The following is a 15,935-nucleotide window of genomic DNA, read 5'->3' as shown; positions in this document are numbered from 1 at the left end:
TGCGATCATGACCGACCTGCCGCAGATCATTCGAGCAAGCGCTGAAGACCGGCGGGGACTGTTCCAACAAACCGGACAGCGTCTCTCGTGCCCCCCGGAGAACATCGAAAAGGACTTTTGGGTCTGTTGGATCCTCGACGCGCTCTACAACAAGGCGGGCATCGAGCAGCGTCTGCTTTTCAAGGGCGGCACGTCACTCTCGAAGGCCTTCGATCTGATCCAGCGGTTCTCGGAAGACATCGACATCACCGTATTCCGCGACGACCTGCCCGGCGAAAACTTCCCGTCAGATGACGATCTCCGCGCGATGGGATCGAACGAACGCAAGCGAAAGCTTGACGAAATAAAGGAGCGGTGCAGCAGTTTCATTAACGGCGAATTCCAGAACGCGCTGACGAACTTCGCCGCTGGTGAGCTCGAAGGACTGACGTTCAAGATCGAGCCCGATCCGGACGACCCCGACGCTCAATCCCTGCTCTTCCACTATCCAAGCGCATTCGCGGATTCCGACGAGCGGTACGTCCGACGCGTCGTGAAGATCGAATCCGGCGCTAAGTCGGCGCTCGATCCGCATGAGACGAAAACGATCAGTCCATATTCTGCCACCGACACCGACGGCCTGGACCTCACCGTGCCAAACGTGCTGACGATCAAGCCCGAGAGGACGTTCTGGGACAAGATCATCATCCTACACGGACAGCGACACTGGTTCCAGAACAGAGGGGAGCTCTACAAGGACGGGCAGCGATTGTCGCGCCATTACTACGACATATTCCGGCTTCTGACCTCCGAACACGGCGAAGCCGCACTTAAAGATCTGGAGCTCGCGGAAAGCTGCGTTCGCCATGCCCGCCTCTACTTCAACCGGAAGCCTCTCGATCTCGACCAGGCGACTCCCGGAACGTTCGGTATCGTACCGGTCGACGGCATGCTCGAACCTTTGAAGGCGGACTACCAGAAGATGGCCGGCATGATCTTCGGAGGATCCCTTCTTTCGAGGATATCCTCGGCAAGATTAAAGCAGCCGAAGCGACCTTGAACGCCACCTGACCAAAGTCTCAATCGGTCCTCCACCGGCTACACCCCTGCCGATGGACTTGCCGACGTGCCTGCCGTCGGCGGCCGTCGCGAAGTCGGGTACCCACATCATCGGCGAAACCCGGTGGAGCGATTGAAAACGAGTTCGCTGGACGCTTAGCCTCGATACGGCTTCGATGCCAGGCGCACGCCGCCGTCAGGGATTCCTAAGTTCGGACGGGCAAAAGGCTGCACTTGACGATTGCGAAGAATGTGCGACCATAGGTTGTTCACGGAAACGGGGCGGGAGGAAGCCATGGCGCGAAAGCCGACCAAGAAGCCGAAGGTGAGCTTGATCGTCTCCGACGACAAGGACGTAAAGTTGAAGGTCCGACCCGGCAAGCTGCACGTCGTTCAGGTCGAAACTATCACTCCGGATCTGAAGAAGGCCGGTCGCGTCGGTGCTCGGCTTTGCGGGTACGGCACGAATATCTGCCTCGCCATCGTCGATATCGACAAGTGACTGCAGCGCGGCATCGTCTGCGATCATCGCGCTACAACTTCTGCGTCCCGCTAGGCGACGACAACGTCCTGTACAACGCGGGTACGGGCGCTTCGGTTCGGCTGTCGGGCCAGGACGCGCGCGAGCTTGCGCAGCTGCTTTGCGGTCCTCCGCGGAGGGTCGCCGCCAAGACGATCCCGCGTACGCTCCTCGCCACACTACGGCGAGGGGGCTTTCTCGTCGACCACGAATTCGACGAGCTAGACATGATCCGCGAGCGCTATTGGCATGCGCGTGGACGGACGCCTATGGTCATCACCCTCACGACGACGCAGGACTGCAACCTGGGTTGCTACTACTGCTACGAAGAGAGATCCCGCGATGCTCTCGCAGAAGGCGATGTTCCGGCGATAGTCGATTGGACCCGACAGCGCCTTGTCGCGTCGGGTAAGGACAGCCTTCACGTCGACTGGTACGGCGGAGAGCCGCTCCTCAACGTCGATTTCATCGATGCAGCGTCCGCTGCGCTTCAATCGTTATGCAAGGAGATCGGGGTAAGTTACTCCGCTTCCGTAATTTCGAACGGGACATGCTGGCCGGACGACATCGCCGGCTTCGTGAGGCGACACCGCCTCCGGCAGGTGCAGATTTCCTTTGACGGCCTCAAACCGAACCACGACAAGAGACGCCGATATAGAAGGGGCAGGGCGCCCGATCCGTCTGTCTCCTCGTTCGATCAGGCGACCGCGGTGGTCGACGGATTGCTCGAGGTGGTACGCGTCGACGTAAGGTTCAATGCCGATCACGGAAACCAATGCGATTTGGACGGCTTCATCGCCTTCTGCAAGGACCGCGGCTGGTTCGACAGAGCGTTTCCGTGCGTTTTTCAACTCGCACGGATATCCGACTTTTCCGAGCGCGCCGGATTTCTTAGCCGCACGAAGCTTTCTGAGGAAGAGTTTGAGAGACTTCGCGAACGGTCCCGGCAGATGGTCCCCGACGAAGCAACTCTCGACGAAACCACAACCCGCTCGCTCTATCCTTTGCCAAGGACCTCCGTTTGTGCAGCGCTGGCCAACGATTCGATCGTGATCGGAGCGGACGGCAATCACTATCGGTGCGGGCTTCAAGTGGGCGAGAAGGACCGCCCCGTCGCCATCCGCCGTGCCGGAGGCGACATGGTGCCCGGCCGCGATGCGGCCTGGTGGACCGGCTTCGACCCAACGCGGCAGCCCAATTGCAGCCGCTGCTCGTTCCTTCCGGTCTGTTGGGGCGGCTGTCCGAAGAAGCACTTGGAAGGCGACTCGCATTCCTTGCACGAGCAGAGCTTGTACTGGCGCAAAGCTTTGCCGCAGAAGATCGCCTGGCAATTCGGAGTGGCCCTCCAGGAAAGCGAATTCACATTCGCCGAGTCCGACCAGTTTAGGCCGGCTTCTCTCGACCCTTGATGTCCACCTGGTTCGGTACCGACAGCTGGACCTCGAATGGATGTCGAGTCCAAAGCTTTGGCAGAGACAAATGGTCCCTCCCGCAACTGCATCGCGTCGACAGCCGCAGAGCAGAAGTGCGCCTGCGACCGCAGTCCAGACATCGACAAACTAATGCAAACAATATTGCATAAGCGAAGATCAGAGGCGCGCAGAATGCCAGCACGCCGATAGCGAACTGAAGGCTCGATAGGCTTGCGATGGTGAACGCTCCGACCACCAGAATGGCGGCAACCGCGTCACCTATAGCGCTCCATTTGCCCGGCCTTGTTTCGCCGGTTGCGGCGATGCGGACGCCGTTCAGGAAGGCGAGCAGGCCGAGGATGGCGGCCGTCATGAGCGCGATGCGAGCACCCCCGATCAGCGTTCCGCTCCAAATCCGATCGGCGATCTGGTCGAGCGAAAATTCATGACGCCAGCCGTATAGGACTTCCAGCACGATGCGCGGGATCTGTGTGGCTAGACCCGCGACCAGAGCGTAGATCGGAACGAACAGGGCGTACCGACGTGGGTCCAAAAGCAGACCCAAACCCAACCTTGCAAGATCAGCGCGCAGAACGGCATACAGGAAGAGGCCGGAGGCGACAGTCAGGCCGAAATTCCAAGCCTCTCTCGCCACGCCGAAAAAGTCGCGCCAGCCCGCCGTCAGCAACAATGTCAACGGCTGCAAGCCCGACATGACCAACGGATACAGGATCACCGAAATCAGGATCAGGTCACGATTTCTGATCACGCGGGTTCGTGCGGCCGGATCAGGATGCAGATTGAAGAAATCTTTGAAGGCGTCGAACGGCCGGAACGCCGGCGGCTGCTGGGCGGCGAAGACGTCGGCCAAGGCGTCCGTTCCGGCAAGTTGGGAGCCGCGGAAATCGTGGATGTGCTCGCGGCGAACGACGAAGAAGTATGAATAGACGAAAACGATCGCGCTCGAGAGGATCAGAACCGCGAACTGGGAGGACAGGCCGGCAAAGATAGCGCCATCGAAGACCGGAATGAAGCCTCCGAAAGGGGGATGGCTGCCGATGCCTCTGCGATCGATGAAACCGAGCACCAGGCAGAATATCGCGACCGCCCAGCCGAGCGTTCGAAAATGCAGGAGGATGCCGCGTCTTGCCCAAATTTCAAGCCAGGTTTCGCCAAGTTCGAGGTGCGATACTTCATGCCCAATCATGGCTTCGAAGGCACGTGGTTGATCGCGTTGTCTAGCACGCTGATTGAGACCGACGACGACCGCATCGCCGGACGGCGTCACGCGTTCTCTGGCTTCCAACGCGTCACCGTTCTTCGGAGTGTACAGGAGGCGAGGCTGCGAACGCAGGGTCGAACGTGCCGCGATCTGCTCCAGCGTTGATCGGATGGGATCGAAGGACGGGTTCACGGCAAGTCGTTCTAGTTTCGACGCGGCATTCGTTCCGTTTCGCCATCGGTACAGCGATGCAGCTGCGATGACGATCGCGCCAAGCACGGTCAGGCCGATCATCGAAAGCACGACGTTCTGATGGATGACGTCGCCCATGTACCGTATCGGGTAGCCCTCCCATAATTTTGCGAGAAAAAGATACTGCAGACAAACCGAGATGATGATCGCCGCCGCGGCGGGGCCGTCGGAAATGCCGAGGCGGCGCAGCAAACTCCTGGGATGGGTCCCCTTCATTTCTTCGGGCCAACCTTGGCAAACAGCTTGGCGAAACCGGCCTCGAGTTTAGCCTTCTCGGCCGCGGAGAAGCGGCTCTTATTGATCGCCGACGACACTTCCTTGCGAAGCTTCTCCACGTCGTCCTTCCTGGCACGACGATCCAGCACCCGATCGAGCAGGGACCCTATGGCCGTCTTTACTCTGTCCTTCACGACGTCCTTGGCGACGTCCCCGAAGAACGCCAGAAGAAACGGAGCGACCATGGCGGCGAAAGTCGCGACTTCGGCCCCGCCGATGAAGCGGCCCTCATCCTGTGCGTCCGCGCGATGCCATTCTTCCACCAGCGCATCGAAGCCGTCTTCCACGACGAACGTGTCGTCAGGCTCGACCTCGGCGACGATAGCAAGGGCCCATTTCTTGAGGTTTTCACTATTCACTTCCGTCATGATCTCTCTCCAAGGAAAGGCAGTGCAGGTGCCGCCATCGACATGGTCCGTCAGCAATTGTTGCCGGAATGCTGCGGCGCGGCAATGCACAGCCGAGCAATAGGTCTGTCGGCCAGAGGATCGTTGAGAACAAGGCCGGGTGGGCGGCCCCATTCGACCTGCTGAAGGAAGGGCAGGTTCACCTCCGCCTTGGAGTTGCAGGCTTTGAGGGGAGCCACTAAGGCCGAGTTCGAGTGGCTCCAGCCGGCGAAGTCGACCGAAAAGCAATATTCTCGTGGCATCTGCTCCGTACTGTCGTCGATTGTAGCCAAAAGAGTATTTATCGACCGGCTTCCCTGCGGAGTGATCAGCTTCCCACCGACCATCAGCCTGTATTTGATTCCAACGAGGATATCCGCGATGTCCGAATGTACGGTTTGTCCACTCCATTCGATGACCGTGCGTACCCGGTTCTTACCGCGATAATTCCGGTTGCTCGCGACGTCGTGGAGATCGTCGGCACTGAAAGTCACGCTCCGGACGTCCGCCAATACCGCCTTCTTGCTCGTTCTCGCATTCGTGTCGACGTTCTCTAGGAAAACGCTGACGCTTTCGGTCAGCCCCTTCGCATCCCATTCGACCTTCACCAGATCGAGAACGGTCAGCGCGAGGTCGGCGTTCGCACGTGCGGCAACGGGCGGTCTGGCCACGATTGACAGGGGCTCAGGCCTTGCGATGAGCCAAATGCCGAGGCCGACGAGTGCGGCGCAGACTAGAAGCACTATCAAGGTCAAGACGTTATGGAGAATGACGATGAGGCGGATCAGTTTCACGTCCTGATCGTTCACCACACTGCGGACGGCCGTGTCCCGTTCGATCAATTGACCGATGCGCGTCGGCGTGAGCGATGCGTAATCCTTGATGTCGACATTTGGAGCGGCGCGCAGCTTATCGACGACGCCCTTCATGAGGTCACCGCCGATGCGGTACTGGCCGGCCCAGAGATAGACGAAGAAGCCCACGATGCCGAGAACGGCTGGCAATCCCTTCAGAAAAACGAATGCATCCACGTCGATTGTCTCCGCACGGTAGAATTTTGCTCAATTTTCGCTTGCAGGACAAGTCCGGCGCAATCTAAGTGAATCCATGGTCGCGCGGGAGGAAAGGCTGCGACATTCGTGCATGGTATTAGATTTTAACGGAGATTTGTGAGGGGCGTGGGGACAGATGAGCGTTCACAAGATTCGCTATGTAGTCCGGCCGCCCAGCGCCTGCCCAAAGGAGTTGCTTTCCGGCATAAGTCCCGGCGGCCAATGCGAGGTGGATACCGATTTCGTGGCCGCATGTGCCATCGGAGAGCTCCTTCAGACCGGTGGCGGATCGAGCAGGCCATTGGCCCTGCTGTTCGAAGAGCTCCTCGTCCCCGGCGGAGACGGACTCATTTGGAAGGGCAAGGGGCCTGGCCGCGGCAAGGAGATGCGGCGCGCGTTTTCGGGGTTGTTCGGGCGATTTTTCGCCCGGGCTTACCTCGCCCGATACCACGGTTTCGATTGGTTCACACCGATCGACGGAGATCCAACGAACGTCTCGAAGCGTCTGCGTGTCACCAGACTAGCCGGAAAGGGGACCGAGCTTCCGGATTGGATCTGCGGCTCCGGATCGGGTCGAGTTGCGGTCGCCGAGGCAAAGGGTACCAGTCAGGCATCGAACGGCACCGGCACCGGGTTGCCTGGTCCTATAAAAACTGCCGACGGCCAACTCAAGGGAGTCGTGGTCGAGAGATTGCGGAACGTGGCCGGGAAGGAATAGCTGGACCGCGGTTCGCGCAAAGGGCTGGGCGGTCATGTCGCGTTGGGGGGTCGAAATCCCACCACGAGGTGCTTTCCTCTACGTGCTGGATCCGGACACGCACGGCGAACCCCCGTCGGCCCACGAACGGGACGATATAGTTCAGGACATTGCCCGGGCTCATGTCGGCTACCTTCTGGCCGGCATGGGGTTCAGCGAGATGGCATCGCAGCTCTTGGCGGAGCACGTTGCCGGCGGCAACAGGCCTCTGGAGGGAGCGTTCCTCGGGTCTGACGGTGAGGACTCCGCCACCTATCTAGGCGTACCCGTTGGGCCGCTTGGCGTGCTGCCGTTTCCCCTCGGTCAAGCTCAGACCCTCGCCCAAGCGATGCCGAACTCGATCCGGTTCGTAGGGGTCGATGCGGATGTCATCCGGAGAGCTCTCGCAGGCCAACGCCTCGACGCGAGGGCGCGCCGCAGCGACGGACCGGTTCAGATCGGCGGAGACGGTCTGCTCTATGCTCCGATAGATCGCGTTGCGCCGCGTTCCTTGGCGATCTGACGGAAGGACGATCCCTCTCGTTCGATAGATAGGGCAGGTTCCGACACTTGGAGCTCGAAGACAACCGAGGACTGAAATGCCCCAGCCAGAATGGGAGCGATACAAGATTGCCGACAAGTACGCCGAACTCACTACCGTGCGGCATATCGTGCACCTGCCTGTCGCCCGCCGGATCATCGAGGACGGACGGATAAAGTCCGGGCTTGTCTTCGACAAGAGCCGGCTCAACAAATCACGCATCAGCGTCACCTGGCTGTCGGCCAATAATTGGTCGCTGGGGTCACTCTATGGGACCGTCGAATTTCAGTTCGATTGGGAGAAACTCGTCAAACACAAGAAGATCTACTGGGTCGAGGCGATGCCGAACTACCACCCGCCGGCCTTCCGTTTTCTCATGGCGTTCGAGGATATCGCTTCGCCGTTGGTGACGAAGTACGATCCGGAGAAGGATGACGGCCCATTGAGGCGTGTCGACGGGAAGTGGCGGTGGCATCCGGATTTCTGTTCAGAGTTTATGGTTGCGGATGATTTTCCGTTGTCGGACATCTCGGGATTGGACTTCGTCCGGCATCACCAGAATTACTGTCGAACCAAGCCGGATTGCTTCGAGAAAATCGCAGACCCCTCGCCTCAGACGACGTCAGGCAAGCTTTTGTCCTACGTTCTGGCGCATGGAGTCCACGCCTTGGACAAACACATGCAACCGGATGGCAGCGGAAGGAATCGGCTCCTCGACATGGCCAGCGCCTGGTTGTCGATCGGTTTCAATCAGGTGGAATATGCTGGATCGGTCGCCTCGAACGAGGATTGCGATTCCGTCATGAAGGGCGCATTGGCGCTCTTCGCAGTCGATAAAATGGATGACGGCAAGAGGCTTTTGAAGCTGATCGCAGGAAGCGCGCAATCTGTTTCCGCACTCACTAGGCTGATCCGAATTCATTTCGGCTCGCCTACCTGGGACTTCGGCTTGTGATTTGCGGGAGATCAGCGCTTGCGCCGGCTCAACCGATCTTGCCCATGGCGACGAGGTGCCCGTCGGAGCCGATCTCACAGTACGTCGCGGCTGTACCGACTATGATGAATACCAAAGGGTCGGACTTGTGCCTTCGCAACTGCTTGCGCCACGACCGCCGGTCGACCCAGGACGGCGTTGGATGCCGCTCGGGATGGGTGTGCCACTCGCCCACGAAGTTCACGGCCCCTCCACTTTCGAACCACTCTCTGCTCGCGATTTCCTGATGGCCCTTGTCCTGCCGCACGAATCCGAAGCGGGTGCGGCGGTCTTCCGGCATCGGAGTCGTGCACTTCAATACTTCGACGTGCGGGCCTCGGTAGCGTCCCAAAAGTATGCCGCCGGCCTCGCGATCCGACTCCGGCGGAGCCGCGAAGCGCGCGAGCTCTTGCGCGACGGCGTCGGCGAGGGTCACCAGACGGCCCTTCGCGAGAAAGATCATGCGCTTCCGCCGCAGGCGGGACACTTGACGACCCGCTTGGGATTGCCGTCCTTCACCTCGTTGGCGGTCCGATGATCCATCGTGAGAGACCGCCAGCGATGACGCTCGCCGTTGTTCGCCCAATCGAGAACCATGTCGCACGCGAGGCCGGCCGCGCTAGCCGCCCGCGACACGGGGAAGGGGATGTAGTGGGCGTCTCCGCACGCGAGATTCCGGGCGGTCTCGATTTCCACTCCCTCGCGTAGCAGCCGGAATCTCTTCTCGCCTGCGAGCTCAACCTTCAGACACTTGAAGCAGGCGAGATCGGGATCGTGCGACATGAAGCCGACGGCGGCGGCACCGTTTCCTTCGAGCCAAGTATAGAGGATCGGCGGGAAGTCAGGACGCTTTCTTACGGCGTAGTCGTTCAGCGCGATCGACAGCGCTTCTTCGCCTGTGGCATCGATGCACAGGTCGTACCGCTGCAGGATTGCCAGCTGCTTCATGATCGAATCGCAGCTGAACCCGATGTCCAGGTGCGGCAGCTGCTGGCCCAGAAAATCGGCGCAGGCTTCGGCCTTGTTCCACGTGAGATACGGCGCGCCGAGGAGGTGCCGGCCGAGATTCGCGCCCTGGAGTTCGTCGTCGTCGACGAGCATCAATCTTCCGCCGCCGGCGCCGGCACCGCTTTGAGCCAGGTGCTGCGCAAGAAATCCGCCGACCGTTCCGCATCCGATCAGCAGGATGCGCTTTCCTGCGAGGTTCTTCATGTGACCGAGATTCCTCGAAAAGACATAGCCTTCATCGGCGGGGACTCCCACATAGCCCGAAATTTCGACAGCGGCCGGTATCCGATCGAGCGTTCGCGCGATGCTGGCTCGCCTGTTCTTCAGGAATTCCGGCGTCCGATAGGGTTTGGCGATCTCCGCCGATACGAAGAACCTTCCGTTCGGCGCGGACAGGCAGATCCATTGGATGTGGAGATCTTTCGTCCTGGCGAACGCCGCTTCGATCGATCCGAGCGCATTGGGGGCCATTTTCTTCAGCCAGCCGTTGAGCTGCGCCAGATCCTTGGGCGGCCACGGCAGCTTCGGATCGAACGAAAGCGGCGGCACCAGAATTATCGGGCAAAGGATACCTGGACCAGGATCCTTCACGGTGTTCCTCCGGTGCAGCTTCGCGAAACTTGTTTTGTCGTGGGAGACGACGATGGTTTTGTGCTCCGGATCGCGGTCCAGCCTGAGGATGTGGACCTTCGCGTCGCCTTCGAAAGAAGGGGGCAGATCGACCAAGACCTCGCCGTCCGACCAGTAGCCGCCGAACTCCTCGGCGAGGTCGTCGACCAGGCGGCCCCTTACGGCGTCACGCAGCACCTGGTCCGCACGCTCGAGGCACTGGATGATGGTCTCGGCGGGCTTGTAGCGGTCGAGCACGACGCTCTTGCGGTCGAGATAGCAGAACGTGCCGTCCGAGCGGAGCACATGCGGGACCTGCCCCTTCGATCCCGCTTCCGGGTCGGTCAGGCAAATGACCGGAGGCCTGATGAAGTCGAGGTCGTCGACGGATACGACCGCCGGGACCTTGAGTCCGGTCTCGTCGAGAAGGCCGATGTAGTGAAGGCCACGACGCGAAAAGTCGCGCCGGAAGTTGCGCTGACTGAAGGCGTCGTGAATGCGCCGGACAGAATCGTCGTCCCGCTCAGGCACTGGTCGATTTGCCGACCGTGGGGGCGGCGGCGATCCTCGGAGCATGCGAGCGTATCTCGGCATGCGCGGCCTTGGTGACGTCGACGAGATCGATCTGATCCGGAATGCGGTCACCGAACAATGCGGTCAGCCTTTCAATGGCTTCTTCGGGATCGAAGCACTTCTCGACGATCTCTGTGAGCTCCGCATCGAACTTCTTGGCCATGTCGATCGCGATACGGCGGCTGGCCGCACTCAGTCTGCCGTCGACGCGCTCGTCGCGGTCGGTGGGATTGTAGACCGGGCCTTCCAGCAGGCGCGGAAGACGTTCGGCGATCCGCAGCAGCGCCAGGTCGTCACGGCCGGGAACGTTCGGACGGCCGAGGTCCTCGCACGCTTCGAAGGCGCACACCATCAGAAGGATCGACGATACGTCGTCGAGATGGGGGCGGTGGTGGTCGCGCCAGGCCTTCAGGTACCGGCAGACGCGGCGAAGCACCGGACCATAGATCTTGATGGCCTCGACGAACCAGTCCCGGATCTTGCGCGGATCCGACGAGATCCAGTCGTGCTCGCGATGGGCGAGCAGGACGCAGTCCGACGGCAGCGCGTCCCAACGATCATCGCTGTCGACGCGCGCATCGCGGGCCATAGCGTCGAACGACTTCATCTGCTTCTCGAGCTTCTCGAATTCCGCATCTGGAATCGCGTACAGCGGCACGTCGATGTGCGAGTTCGACGAGATCACCAGCCGCGAGCAGGTCGGCTTCTTCCCGAACTGCCAGCCTTCTTCCTTCGCGAGCTTCTCGAGCGCGGCGTCAACCACCTTGAAGAAGGCGGTAGCGGCGACGGAAGGCCGCTGTACGCCCTGGATAAACGTCATCGGGAGGTAGGCGCCGTCGTCGAGGTCCATCTGCTGCGGCGGGGTCCAGCACGGATCGTTGATGGTCCGATATGCGAAGCTGCCCTGCGTGAAAAACCGGGGATGGACTGTCACGCCGAGCTCCTGCTTGGTCAAAGCCGCGAACGTCTTGCGCAGGCAATCTCGAACCTTCTCGCGCGCTTCCATGAGGCACGCGCGGTCGGTATCGGCGATGTTCAGGTTCTTCAGGAAACACGCCGCGTCGCCAGACGCGTGCAGCACTTTCGAGACGTTGGCCATGGCCGATCTCCATCTGGAAAAGCGAGGGAGATCTAGACGGTGGACAATGCCCTCCAGTCGCACAACCGCGCGAATCAGACTCTATCTTGAGAGTCCACTAGATTGTAGAACAGAAAATGAACATTTCATACGGGATTCCCGAGCCTCGGTGGATCTCCGATGCCACAGCGTGCTCCGAAACTAGAGATTGCAATGACTTTTCAGATACTTGCTCTCAGCGGCGGTGGCTTTCGAGGCCTGTTCACAAGTTCGGTCCTGGCGCGCCTGGAGGAGCAGGCAAAGCGCCCCCTTCACGAATGCTTTGACCTGATCTCGGGGACATCGGCAGGCGGCATTATCGCCCTCGGTCTGGCGATGGGAAAGAAGGCCGAGACGATTCAGGAGATGTTTCTCAAGCACGGGGAAGAGATATTCCCCCGCGGGGAGACGCCGAAAAGCCGGCTGGCGCAAATGCAGGCCCGGTGGTTCGAGTGGCGACATCCCAAGTACGACGGTACGGTGCTCCGGAGCAAGATCGAGGGCGTGCTCGGCGCCGACGCCAAGCTCGGCGACGCGAAGACGCGCGTGCTTGTTCCGACGGTCAACATGACCAAGGGAAGCGTCCAGATGTTCAAGACCGCGCATAATCCGAGGTTCATGACCGATTACAAGGTGAAGGCCGCGGACATCGCCATGGCGACGGCGGCCGCGCCGCTGTACTTCCCGATGGCCGAGATCGGGAACAGCTATTTCATTGACGGCGGCGTGGTCGCGAACGCACCTGACCTTTGTGCGCTGCACGAAGCTGTCCAGTTCCTGGATCAAAAGATCGAGGACGTATCGGTGATGAGCATTGGCACGACCACCAGCAAATTCTCGCTGCCGACGTCGGCGGGACGCAATTTCGGCCAAAGGGACTGGCTCGAGAACAACCGGCTTCCATCGACCATCATTTCCTCGCAGCAACAGCTGGTCGATTTCATGCTCAAGCATCAGCTCGGCGATCGCTACATCAGGTTCGACGAGCAGCCCTCCGCCGAGCAGATTTCCGATCTCGGGATGGACCTCGCGACCGAGAGCCGGCGGAAGACCCTGCTAGGGATGGCGGACGGTTGCTATCAAGCGCTGTGCAACGATAGGCGCGTCATCGATATGTTGGCACATCGGCCTACCAAGCCGACGTTCTATCACGTGTGAACTACGCAAGAGGGATCCAACGCGTAACATCGGCAGATTGCCTGAAGGCCGCGAGCAGGTTGAGATGCGAGCTACTCGTGGGGCCGGAAAGCTAGTGCGGGATCATCGAGGTTAAAGTTTCGGTCAATGTGTCGCAATCGAGATTTGCCAAATGGAACGTTGAAGTGAAACAACACGACTATTCGTTGCACGGTGGACTGAACCGAGCCAAGGTCGGACGCTACCTAACGTTGATCGCCGCGTCGGTATCGGCTGCGATCGTTTTCACGCTGCTTTCCGTGGTCGACGTGGCGAACCGCTTCGGGCTCAATGTCAACCTGCCACCATCGGTCCTTTCCCTCGTCGGTGCGGGCATGGTCTTTGCGGCGCTCTATTGGACGCTCGATCGGTACGCGTGGCGATGGCCCTTTCTGAATGCGGCGCTGAAGGTCCCGGATCTCGCTGGGAGCTGGTCCTGCGAAGGACGAAGCCTCAAGCCCGACGGGAGCCTCGGCTACGCATGGAGGGCGACCCTCACGATCTTTCAGACCTGGGACAAGATCCGAGTGAGGCTGAAGACGGATCAATCGGGCTCCGACAGCATTGGGCAGCCCTGATCTGCGACGACGCAGAGGGATATAGGCTTCTGTACAACTATCGGAACGACCCGGCTATCGGAGAGGTGGACTTAAGAAGCCATCTCGGTTCCTGCATGCTTATTTTCTCGAAAGATCTGGAATCAGCAGAGGGCGAGTATTTCAACGGTCACGGCCGCTTCACATTTGGCACGATTAGTTTGAAGAGGGACCATGGTAAGGGACATCAATAGTCGACTGAACAAACTGCGCCTGCGTCGCAGGGGCGTCGACCGTCTTGGAAAACTCAACGAGGCTTCCCGCAAGGAAGTGTTGTCGAAGAGCTTGGCTGCGGAAAGCTGGCAGAATAGGGCTCCGTCGCATGCTTACACGCGATATGCGCTTGGCGCGATGCAGGAGGTGGGACCTGAGTACACCAGAATCAGTGTCGAAACGGCCGAGCGCGTGGGCAACCAAATCCAGAAATCCATCGATTCGGTCGAATTTCGGCTTCAGGGGTCGGTGCCCCTCAACGTCCATATCCGGGGAGTCAGCGACGTCGATCTGCTCGTGCTGGAGACCGGTTTCCTCATATTCCACTCGTCGGGGCCCGCGGCAGGCACCTATGTTCCCACGGCGCGCAACTCGCTTGGAGTGCTAGGCGAACTACGTTCCTCGATCGAGAAGATCCTGCCATTGAACTTTCCAGCCGCCGACGTCGATACGTCCGGTGGGAAGGCGGTCGCCGTTTCTGGAGGGTCTCTGGCGCGACCGGTGGATGTTGTTCCGTCCCACTGGTACGATACCGTCGTCTACCAGCAGTCTAGACAGATTCACGACCGAGGAGTTGTTATTCTCGATCGCAAAGTGCCGAAGACAATCGAGAACTTCCCATTCAAACACATAAAGCTGATCGAAGATCGTTGCAGTTCGTGTCTCGGCGGCCTGAGGAAGGCCATACGGCTCTGCAAGAACGTCAAGGCTGATGCGGTCGAGGAGGGTACCAAGATCAATTTCCCCAGCTTCGACATAGCCGCTACCATGTATCACGCGGATCAGACGGCCTTGAAAATCGGATATCTCTACGAGTTACGGGTCCTCGCGGAGGTGCAGCGACATTTGGATTACCTGTATCACAACCCTGAAGAAGCAAAGAAGTTGCGCGTCCCGGACAGCTCCCGGTTCATTTTCGACACACAGGAGAAGTACGAAGGCATGAAGGCGCTCTCACATGAAATCGATGATCTCGTGAAGAACGTCGCCAAGGAGCAGAAGCCGCAACTGACGTTCGATCTGGGCATACCCTGGGGGGTGGCGCGAGGCGCCATCGAGTCGATCGAGATACCGAGTTAAGTCGTCGGGCCGCTAAAGCCTATTGACGCTGCCGCGTTCGAATCTCCACGTCGTGCCCTTGGAGACCAGGTAGAGAGCCAGGATCCCGGGAACGAGGGACATCGCCACGCAACTGTTGAACGCCGATCCTTTGTTGACAGGTGGGGGTATCTCTGAGGGGGGAGGGAAGAGGCGGTAGGACCACCCCGTGATGGTACAGCGCGAATGATGATCTACGGCAGCCATGATCGCTCCATCGTGAATCGCCTCGTTAAAAGCGATTGCTGCTCGCACGGTCTCCGCAAAATTCTGGTCGAGGAATTGGCCCACCTCGGGGGAAGGATCGCGCGGCATTGGCTCGGCGAAACGTGGTAGGTTATTCTGATGGTAGAGACAGCAAATCAGCGGATCGAAAGCTGCTGGACGTCCAGCCAGAATCCTGAAGATTTCGTCTATTCCAGTCATCGCGGCTTCGGTCTTCGACATGATCAACTTTCTTCAGACCCGGCTTCTATTTACGATAGTCGTCTGTCTGGCGATAGCGATATTCGCAGGGTTGAAGTTTGCCGATGTATTCACCGGCAACACCTACGAAGACGTCTGGATATTCTCCAGGTATGTCTTTGGCATACCTGCTGCTCTTGCTGTCGTCATCTACGGGGCATGGCGTGCTATCCCGATACTTCAGCGTATGACATTCCCCTATTTGGGTGGCCGGTGGACCGGTGTGCTGCGCTATGGTCCACCCGACAGGCAGGAGCTCAGGGATGCCACGCTGACGATCCGACATCACTTGAGCGGGATGTCTCTTGTCCTCGAAACCAGGGAATCGACCTCGACTACGCTGGCGGTTGTAGCCACACGCGATCCTACCGGCACGCAATACCATGTGTACTACGTCTTCGAGAATCGACGGAAGGCTGAGTACACTAAGCCTGGGCTTCCTACGATTTATCGAGGCGTGGCTATAATGAGTGTTGGGATGTCGGGGACGAAGACTTTAAGCGGTGAATATTTTACGGACCAGCCGACAAATGGCATCGCCGAGTTCAAACTGGAGAGGCACGCCTGGTTTTAGGCGACGATGCCGCGCCCGATCTTGCGATCGGCGGGGGTGGGGGCATCCATGACCGGGCTGTACCGCTAAAGGCCTCGCAATCGATTGGGCGCAGTTGT

At 59.6% G+C, this 15,935-nt stretch carries 17 protein-coding genes; 10 read left to right on the top strand and 7 right to left on the bottom strand.

What is annotated here, in order from left to right:
* Positions 1 to 7 precede the first annotated feature (7 nt).
* The 3 genes from X268_RS35145 (at position 8) to X268_RS35135 (ending at position 2,967) form a co-directional block, all read left to right on the top strand.
* Positions 8 to 1,039 (top strand): nucleotidyl transferase AbiEii/AbiGii toxin family protein, encoded by a 1,032-nt coding sequence (locus X268_RS35145; protein ID WP_232995576.1) that lies wholly within the window; start codon positions 8 to 10, stop codon positions 1,037 to 1,039.
* 294 nt (positions 1,040 to 1,333) lie between these two features.
* Positions 1,334 to 1,540: a hypothetical protein gene (locus tag X268_RS35140; RefSeq protein WP_050631493.1), complete on the top strand. Its 207-nt coding sequence runs from the start codon at positions 1,334 to 1,336 to the stop codon at positions 1,538 to 1,540.
* A gap of 245 nt (positions 1,541 to 1,785) precedes the next feature.
* Positions 1,786 to 2,967: a radical SAM/SPASM domain-containing protein gene (locus X268_RS35135; RefSeq protein ID WP_128929577.1), complete on the top strand. Its 1,182-nt coding sequence runs from the start codon at positions 1,786 to 1,788 to the stop codon at positions 2,965 to 2,967.
* On the opposite strand, the gene X268_RS35130 is transcribed toward X268_RS35135, so the two are convergent.
* From X268_RS35130 to X268_RS35120, 3 genes are read right to left on the bottom strand one after another with little or no spacing between them, the layout of a single operon-like run.
* Positions 2,942 to 4,636, bottom strand: coding sequence for a hypothetical protein (locus X268_RS35130; protein WP_128929576.1), 1,695 nt, complete (start codon positions 4,634 to 4,636; stop codon positions 2,942 to 2,944). The two genes, X268_RS35135 and X268_RS35130, sit on opposite strands and share 26 nt — an antisense overlap.
* Positions 4,637 to 4,656: 20 nt before the next feature.
* The gene (locus tag X268_RS35125) at positions 4,657 to 5,145 is read right to left on the bottom strand and encodes a hypothetical protein (RefSeq protein WP_128929575.1); all 489 of its coding nucleotides are present in this window, start codon (positions 5,143 to 5,145) and stop codon (positions 4,657 to 4,659) included.
* Complete coding sequence (locus tag X268_RS35120; protein WP_128929574.1) at positions 5,139 to 6,137, bottom strand: hypothetical protein; 999 nt, start codon at positions 6,135 to 6,137, stop codon at positions 5,139 to 5,141. Before X268_RS35120 ends, X268_RS35125 begins: the two co-directional genes overlap by 7 nt.
* Before the next feature lie 157 nt (positions 6,138 to 6,294).
* Between X268_RS35120 and X268_RS35115 the strand changes: the two genes are divergently transcribed.
* Together X268_RS35115 and X268_RS35110 are read left to right on the top strand one after the other, a co-directional pair.
* Positions 6,295 to 6,876, top strand: coding sequence for a hypothetical protein (locus X268_RS35115; RefSeq protein WP_128929573.1), 582 nt, complete (start codon positions 6,295 to 6,297; stop codon positions 6,874 to 6,876).
* A gap of 617 nt (positions 6,877 to 7,493) precedes the next feature.
* Positions 7,494 to 8,390 carry a hypothetical protein gene (locus X268_RS35110; protein ID WP_128929572.1) on the top strand — a complete coding sequence of 299 codons (897 nt, stop codon included), beginning with the start codon at positions 7,494 to 7,496 and terminating at the stop codon, positions 8,388 to 8,390.
* A 28-nt stretch (positions 8,391 to 8,418) separates the two neighbouring features.
* Here the strand turns inward: X268_RS35110 and X268_RS35105 are convergent, their stop codons facing one another.
* Genes X268_RS35105 through X268_RS35095 form a run of 3 tightly spaced genes read right to left on the bottom strand, consistent with a single transcriptional unit; the run spans position 8,419 to position 11,697 of the window.
* Positions 8,419 to 8,871 (bottom strand): Mov34/MPN/PAD-1 family protein, encoded by a 453-nt coding sequence (locus X268_RS35105; protein ID WP_128929571.1) that lies wholly within the window; start codon positions 8,869 to 8,871, stop codon positions 8,419 to 8,421.
* The gene (locus tag X268_RS35100; RefSeq protein WP_210347026.1) at positions 8,868 to 10,601 is read right to left on the bottom strand and encodes a ThiF family adenylyltransferase; all 1,734 of its coding nucleotides are present in this window, start codon (positions 10,599 to 10,601) and stop codon (positions 8,868 to 8,870) included. Before X268_RS35100 ends, X268_RS35105 begins: the two co-directional genes overlap by 4 nt.
* Positions 10,549 to 11,697, bottom strand: coding sequence for a CBASS cGAMP synthase (locus tag X268_RS35095; protein WP_128929569.1), 1,149 nt, complete (start codon positions 11,695 to 11,697; stop codon positions 10,549 to 10,551). Before X268_RS35095 ends, X268_RS35100 begins: the two co-directional genes overlap by 53 nt.
* Positions 11,698 to 11,856: 159 nt before the next feature.
* Here X268_RS35095 and X268_RS35090 point away from each other — a divergent pair, with 159 nt between their 5' ends.
* From X268_RS35090 to X268_RS35080, 4 genes are all read left to right on the top strand, one after another.
* Positions 11,857 to 12,873 carry a CBASS cGAMP-activated phospholipase gene (locus tag X268_RS35090; RefSeq protein WP_128929568.1) on the top strand — a complete coding sequence of 339 codons (1,017 nt, stop codon included), beginning with the start codon at positions 11,857 to 11,859 and terminating at the stop codon, positions 12,871 to 12,873.
* Between the two features lie 164 nt (positions 12,874 to 13,037).
* Complete coding sequence (locus tag X268_RS35085; RefSeq protein ID WP_210214793.1) at positions 13,038 to 13,469, top strand: Cap15 family CBASS effector; 432 nt, start codon at positions 13,038 to 13,040, stop codon at positions 13,467 to 13,469.
* Positions 13,373 to 13,681, top strand: a complete 309-nt coding sequence (locus tag X268_RS40735) for a Cap15 family cyclic dinucleotide receptor domain-containing protein (RefSeq protein ID WP_210214794.1) — start codon at positions 13,373 to 13,375, stop codon at positions 13,679 to 13,681. Before X268_RS35085 ends, X268_RS40735 begins: the two co-directional genes overlap by 97 nt.
* The gene (locus X268_RS35080) at positions 13,662 to 14,780 is read left to right on the top strand and encodes a nucleotidyltransferase-like protein (RefSeq protein ID WP_128929567.1); all 1,119 of its coding nucleotides are present in this window, start codon (positions 13,662 to 13,664) and stop codon (positions 14,778 to 14,780) included. Before X268_RS40735 ends, X268_RS35080 begins: the two co-directional genes overlap by 20 nt.
* A 12-nt stretch (positions 14,781 to 14,792) precedes the next feature.
* On the opposite strand, the gene X268_RS35075 is transcribed toward X268_RS35080, so the two are convergent.
* Positions 14,793 to 15,245, bottom strand: coding sequence for a hypothetical protein (locus tag X268_RS35075; RefSeq protein ID WP_128929566.1), 453 nt, complete (start codon positions 15,243 to 15,245; stop codon positions 14,793 to 14,795).
* Between X268_RS35075 and X268_RS35070 the strand changes: the two genes are divergently transcribed.
* The gene (locus X268_RS35070; RefSeq protein ID WP_128929565.1) at positions 15,244 to 15,837 is read left to right on the top strand and encodes a Cap15 family cyclic dinucleotide receptor domain-containing protein; all 594 of its coding nucleotides are present in this window, start codon (positions 15,244 to 15,246) and stop codon (positions 15,835 to 15,837) included. The two genes, X268_RS35075 and X268_RS35070, sit on opposite strands and share 2 nt — an antisense overlap.
* Positions 15,838 to 15,935 lie beyond the last annotated feature (98 nt).

Source organism: Bradyrhizobium guangxiense (assembly GCF_004114915.1).
GTDB lineage: Bacteria > Pseudomonadota > Alphaproteobacteria > Rhizobiales > Xanthobacteraceae > Bradyrhizobium > Bradyrhizobium guangxiense.
This window is presented reverse-complemented; position numbering and strand designations above follow the sequence as displayed.

Coding starts and splice junctions, on each gene's coding strand:
- X268_RS40735 (WP_210214794.1), top strand. CDS start 13,373: ATGGAGGGCGACCCTCACGATCTTTCAGACCTGGGACAAGATCCGAGT.
- X268_RS35105 (WP_128929571.1), bottom strand. CDS start 8,871: ATGATCTTTCTCGCGAAGGGCCGTCTGGTGACCCTCGCCGACGCCGTC.
- X268_RS35140 (WP_050631493.1), top strand. CDS start 1,334: ATGGCGCGAAAGCCGACCAAGAAGCCGAAGGTGAGCTTGATCGTCTCC.
- X268_RS35135 (WP_128929577.1), top strand. CDS start 1,786: ATGATCCGCGAGCGCTATTGGCATGCGCGTGGACGGACGCCTATGGTC.
- X268_RS35110 (WP_128929572.1), top strand. CDS start 7,494: ATGCCCCAGCCAGAATGGGAGCGATACAAGATTGCCGACAAGTACGCC.
- X268_RS35070 (WP_128929565.1), top strand. CDS start 15,244: ATGATCAACTTTCTTCAGACCCGGCTTCTATTTACGATAGTCGTCTGT.
- X268_RS35075 (WP_128929566.1), bottom strand. CDS start 15,245: ATGTCGAAGACCGAAGCCGCGATGACTGGAATAGACGAAATCTTCAGG.
- X268_RS35095 (WP_128929569.1), bottom strand. CDS start 11,697: ATGGCCAACGTCTCGAAAGTGCTGCACGCGTCTGGCGACGCGGCGTGT.
- X268_RS35100 (WP_210347026.1), bottom strand. CDS start 10,601: ATGCTCCGAGGATCGCCGCCGCCCCCACGGTCGGCAAATCGACCAGTG.
- X268_RS35145 (WP_232995576.1), top strand. CDS start 8: ATGACCGACCTGCCGCAGATCATTCGAGCAAGCGCTGAAGACCGGCGG.
- X268_RS35090 (WP_128929568.1), top strand. CDS start 11,857: ATGCCACAGCGTGCTCCGAAACTAGAGATTGCAATGACTTTTCAGATA.
- X268_RS35080 (WP_128929567.1), top strand. CDS start 13,662: ATGGTAAGGGACATCAATAGTCGACTGAACAAACTGCGCCTGCGTCGC.
- X268_RS35115 (WP_128929573.1), top strand. CDS start 6,295: ATGAGCGTTCACAAGATTCGCTATGTAGTCCGGCCGCCCAGCGCCTGC.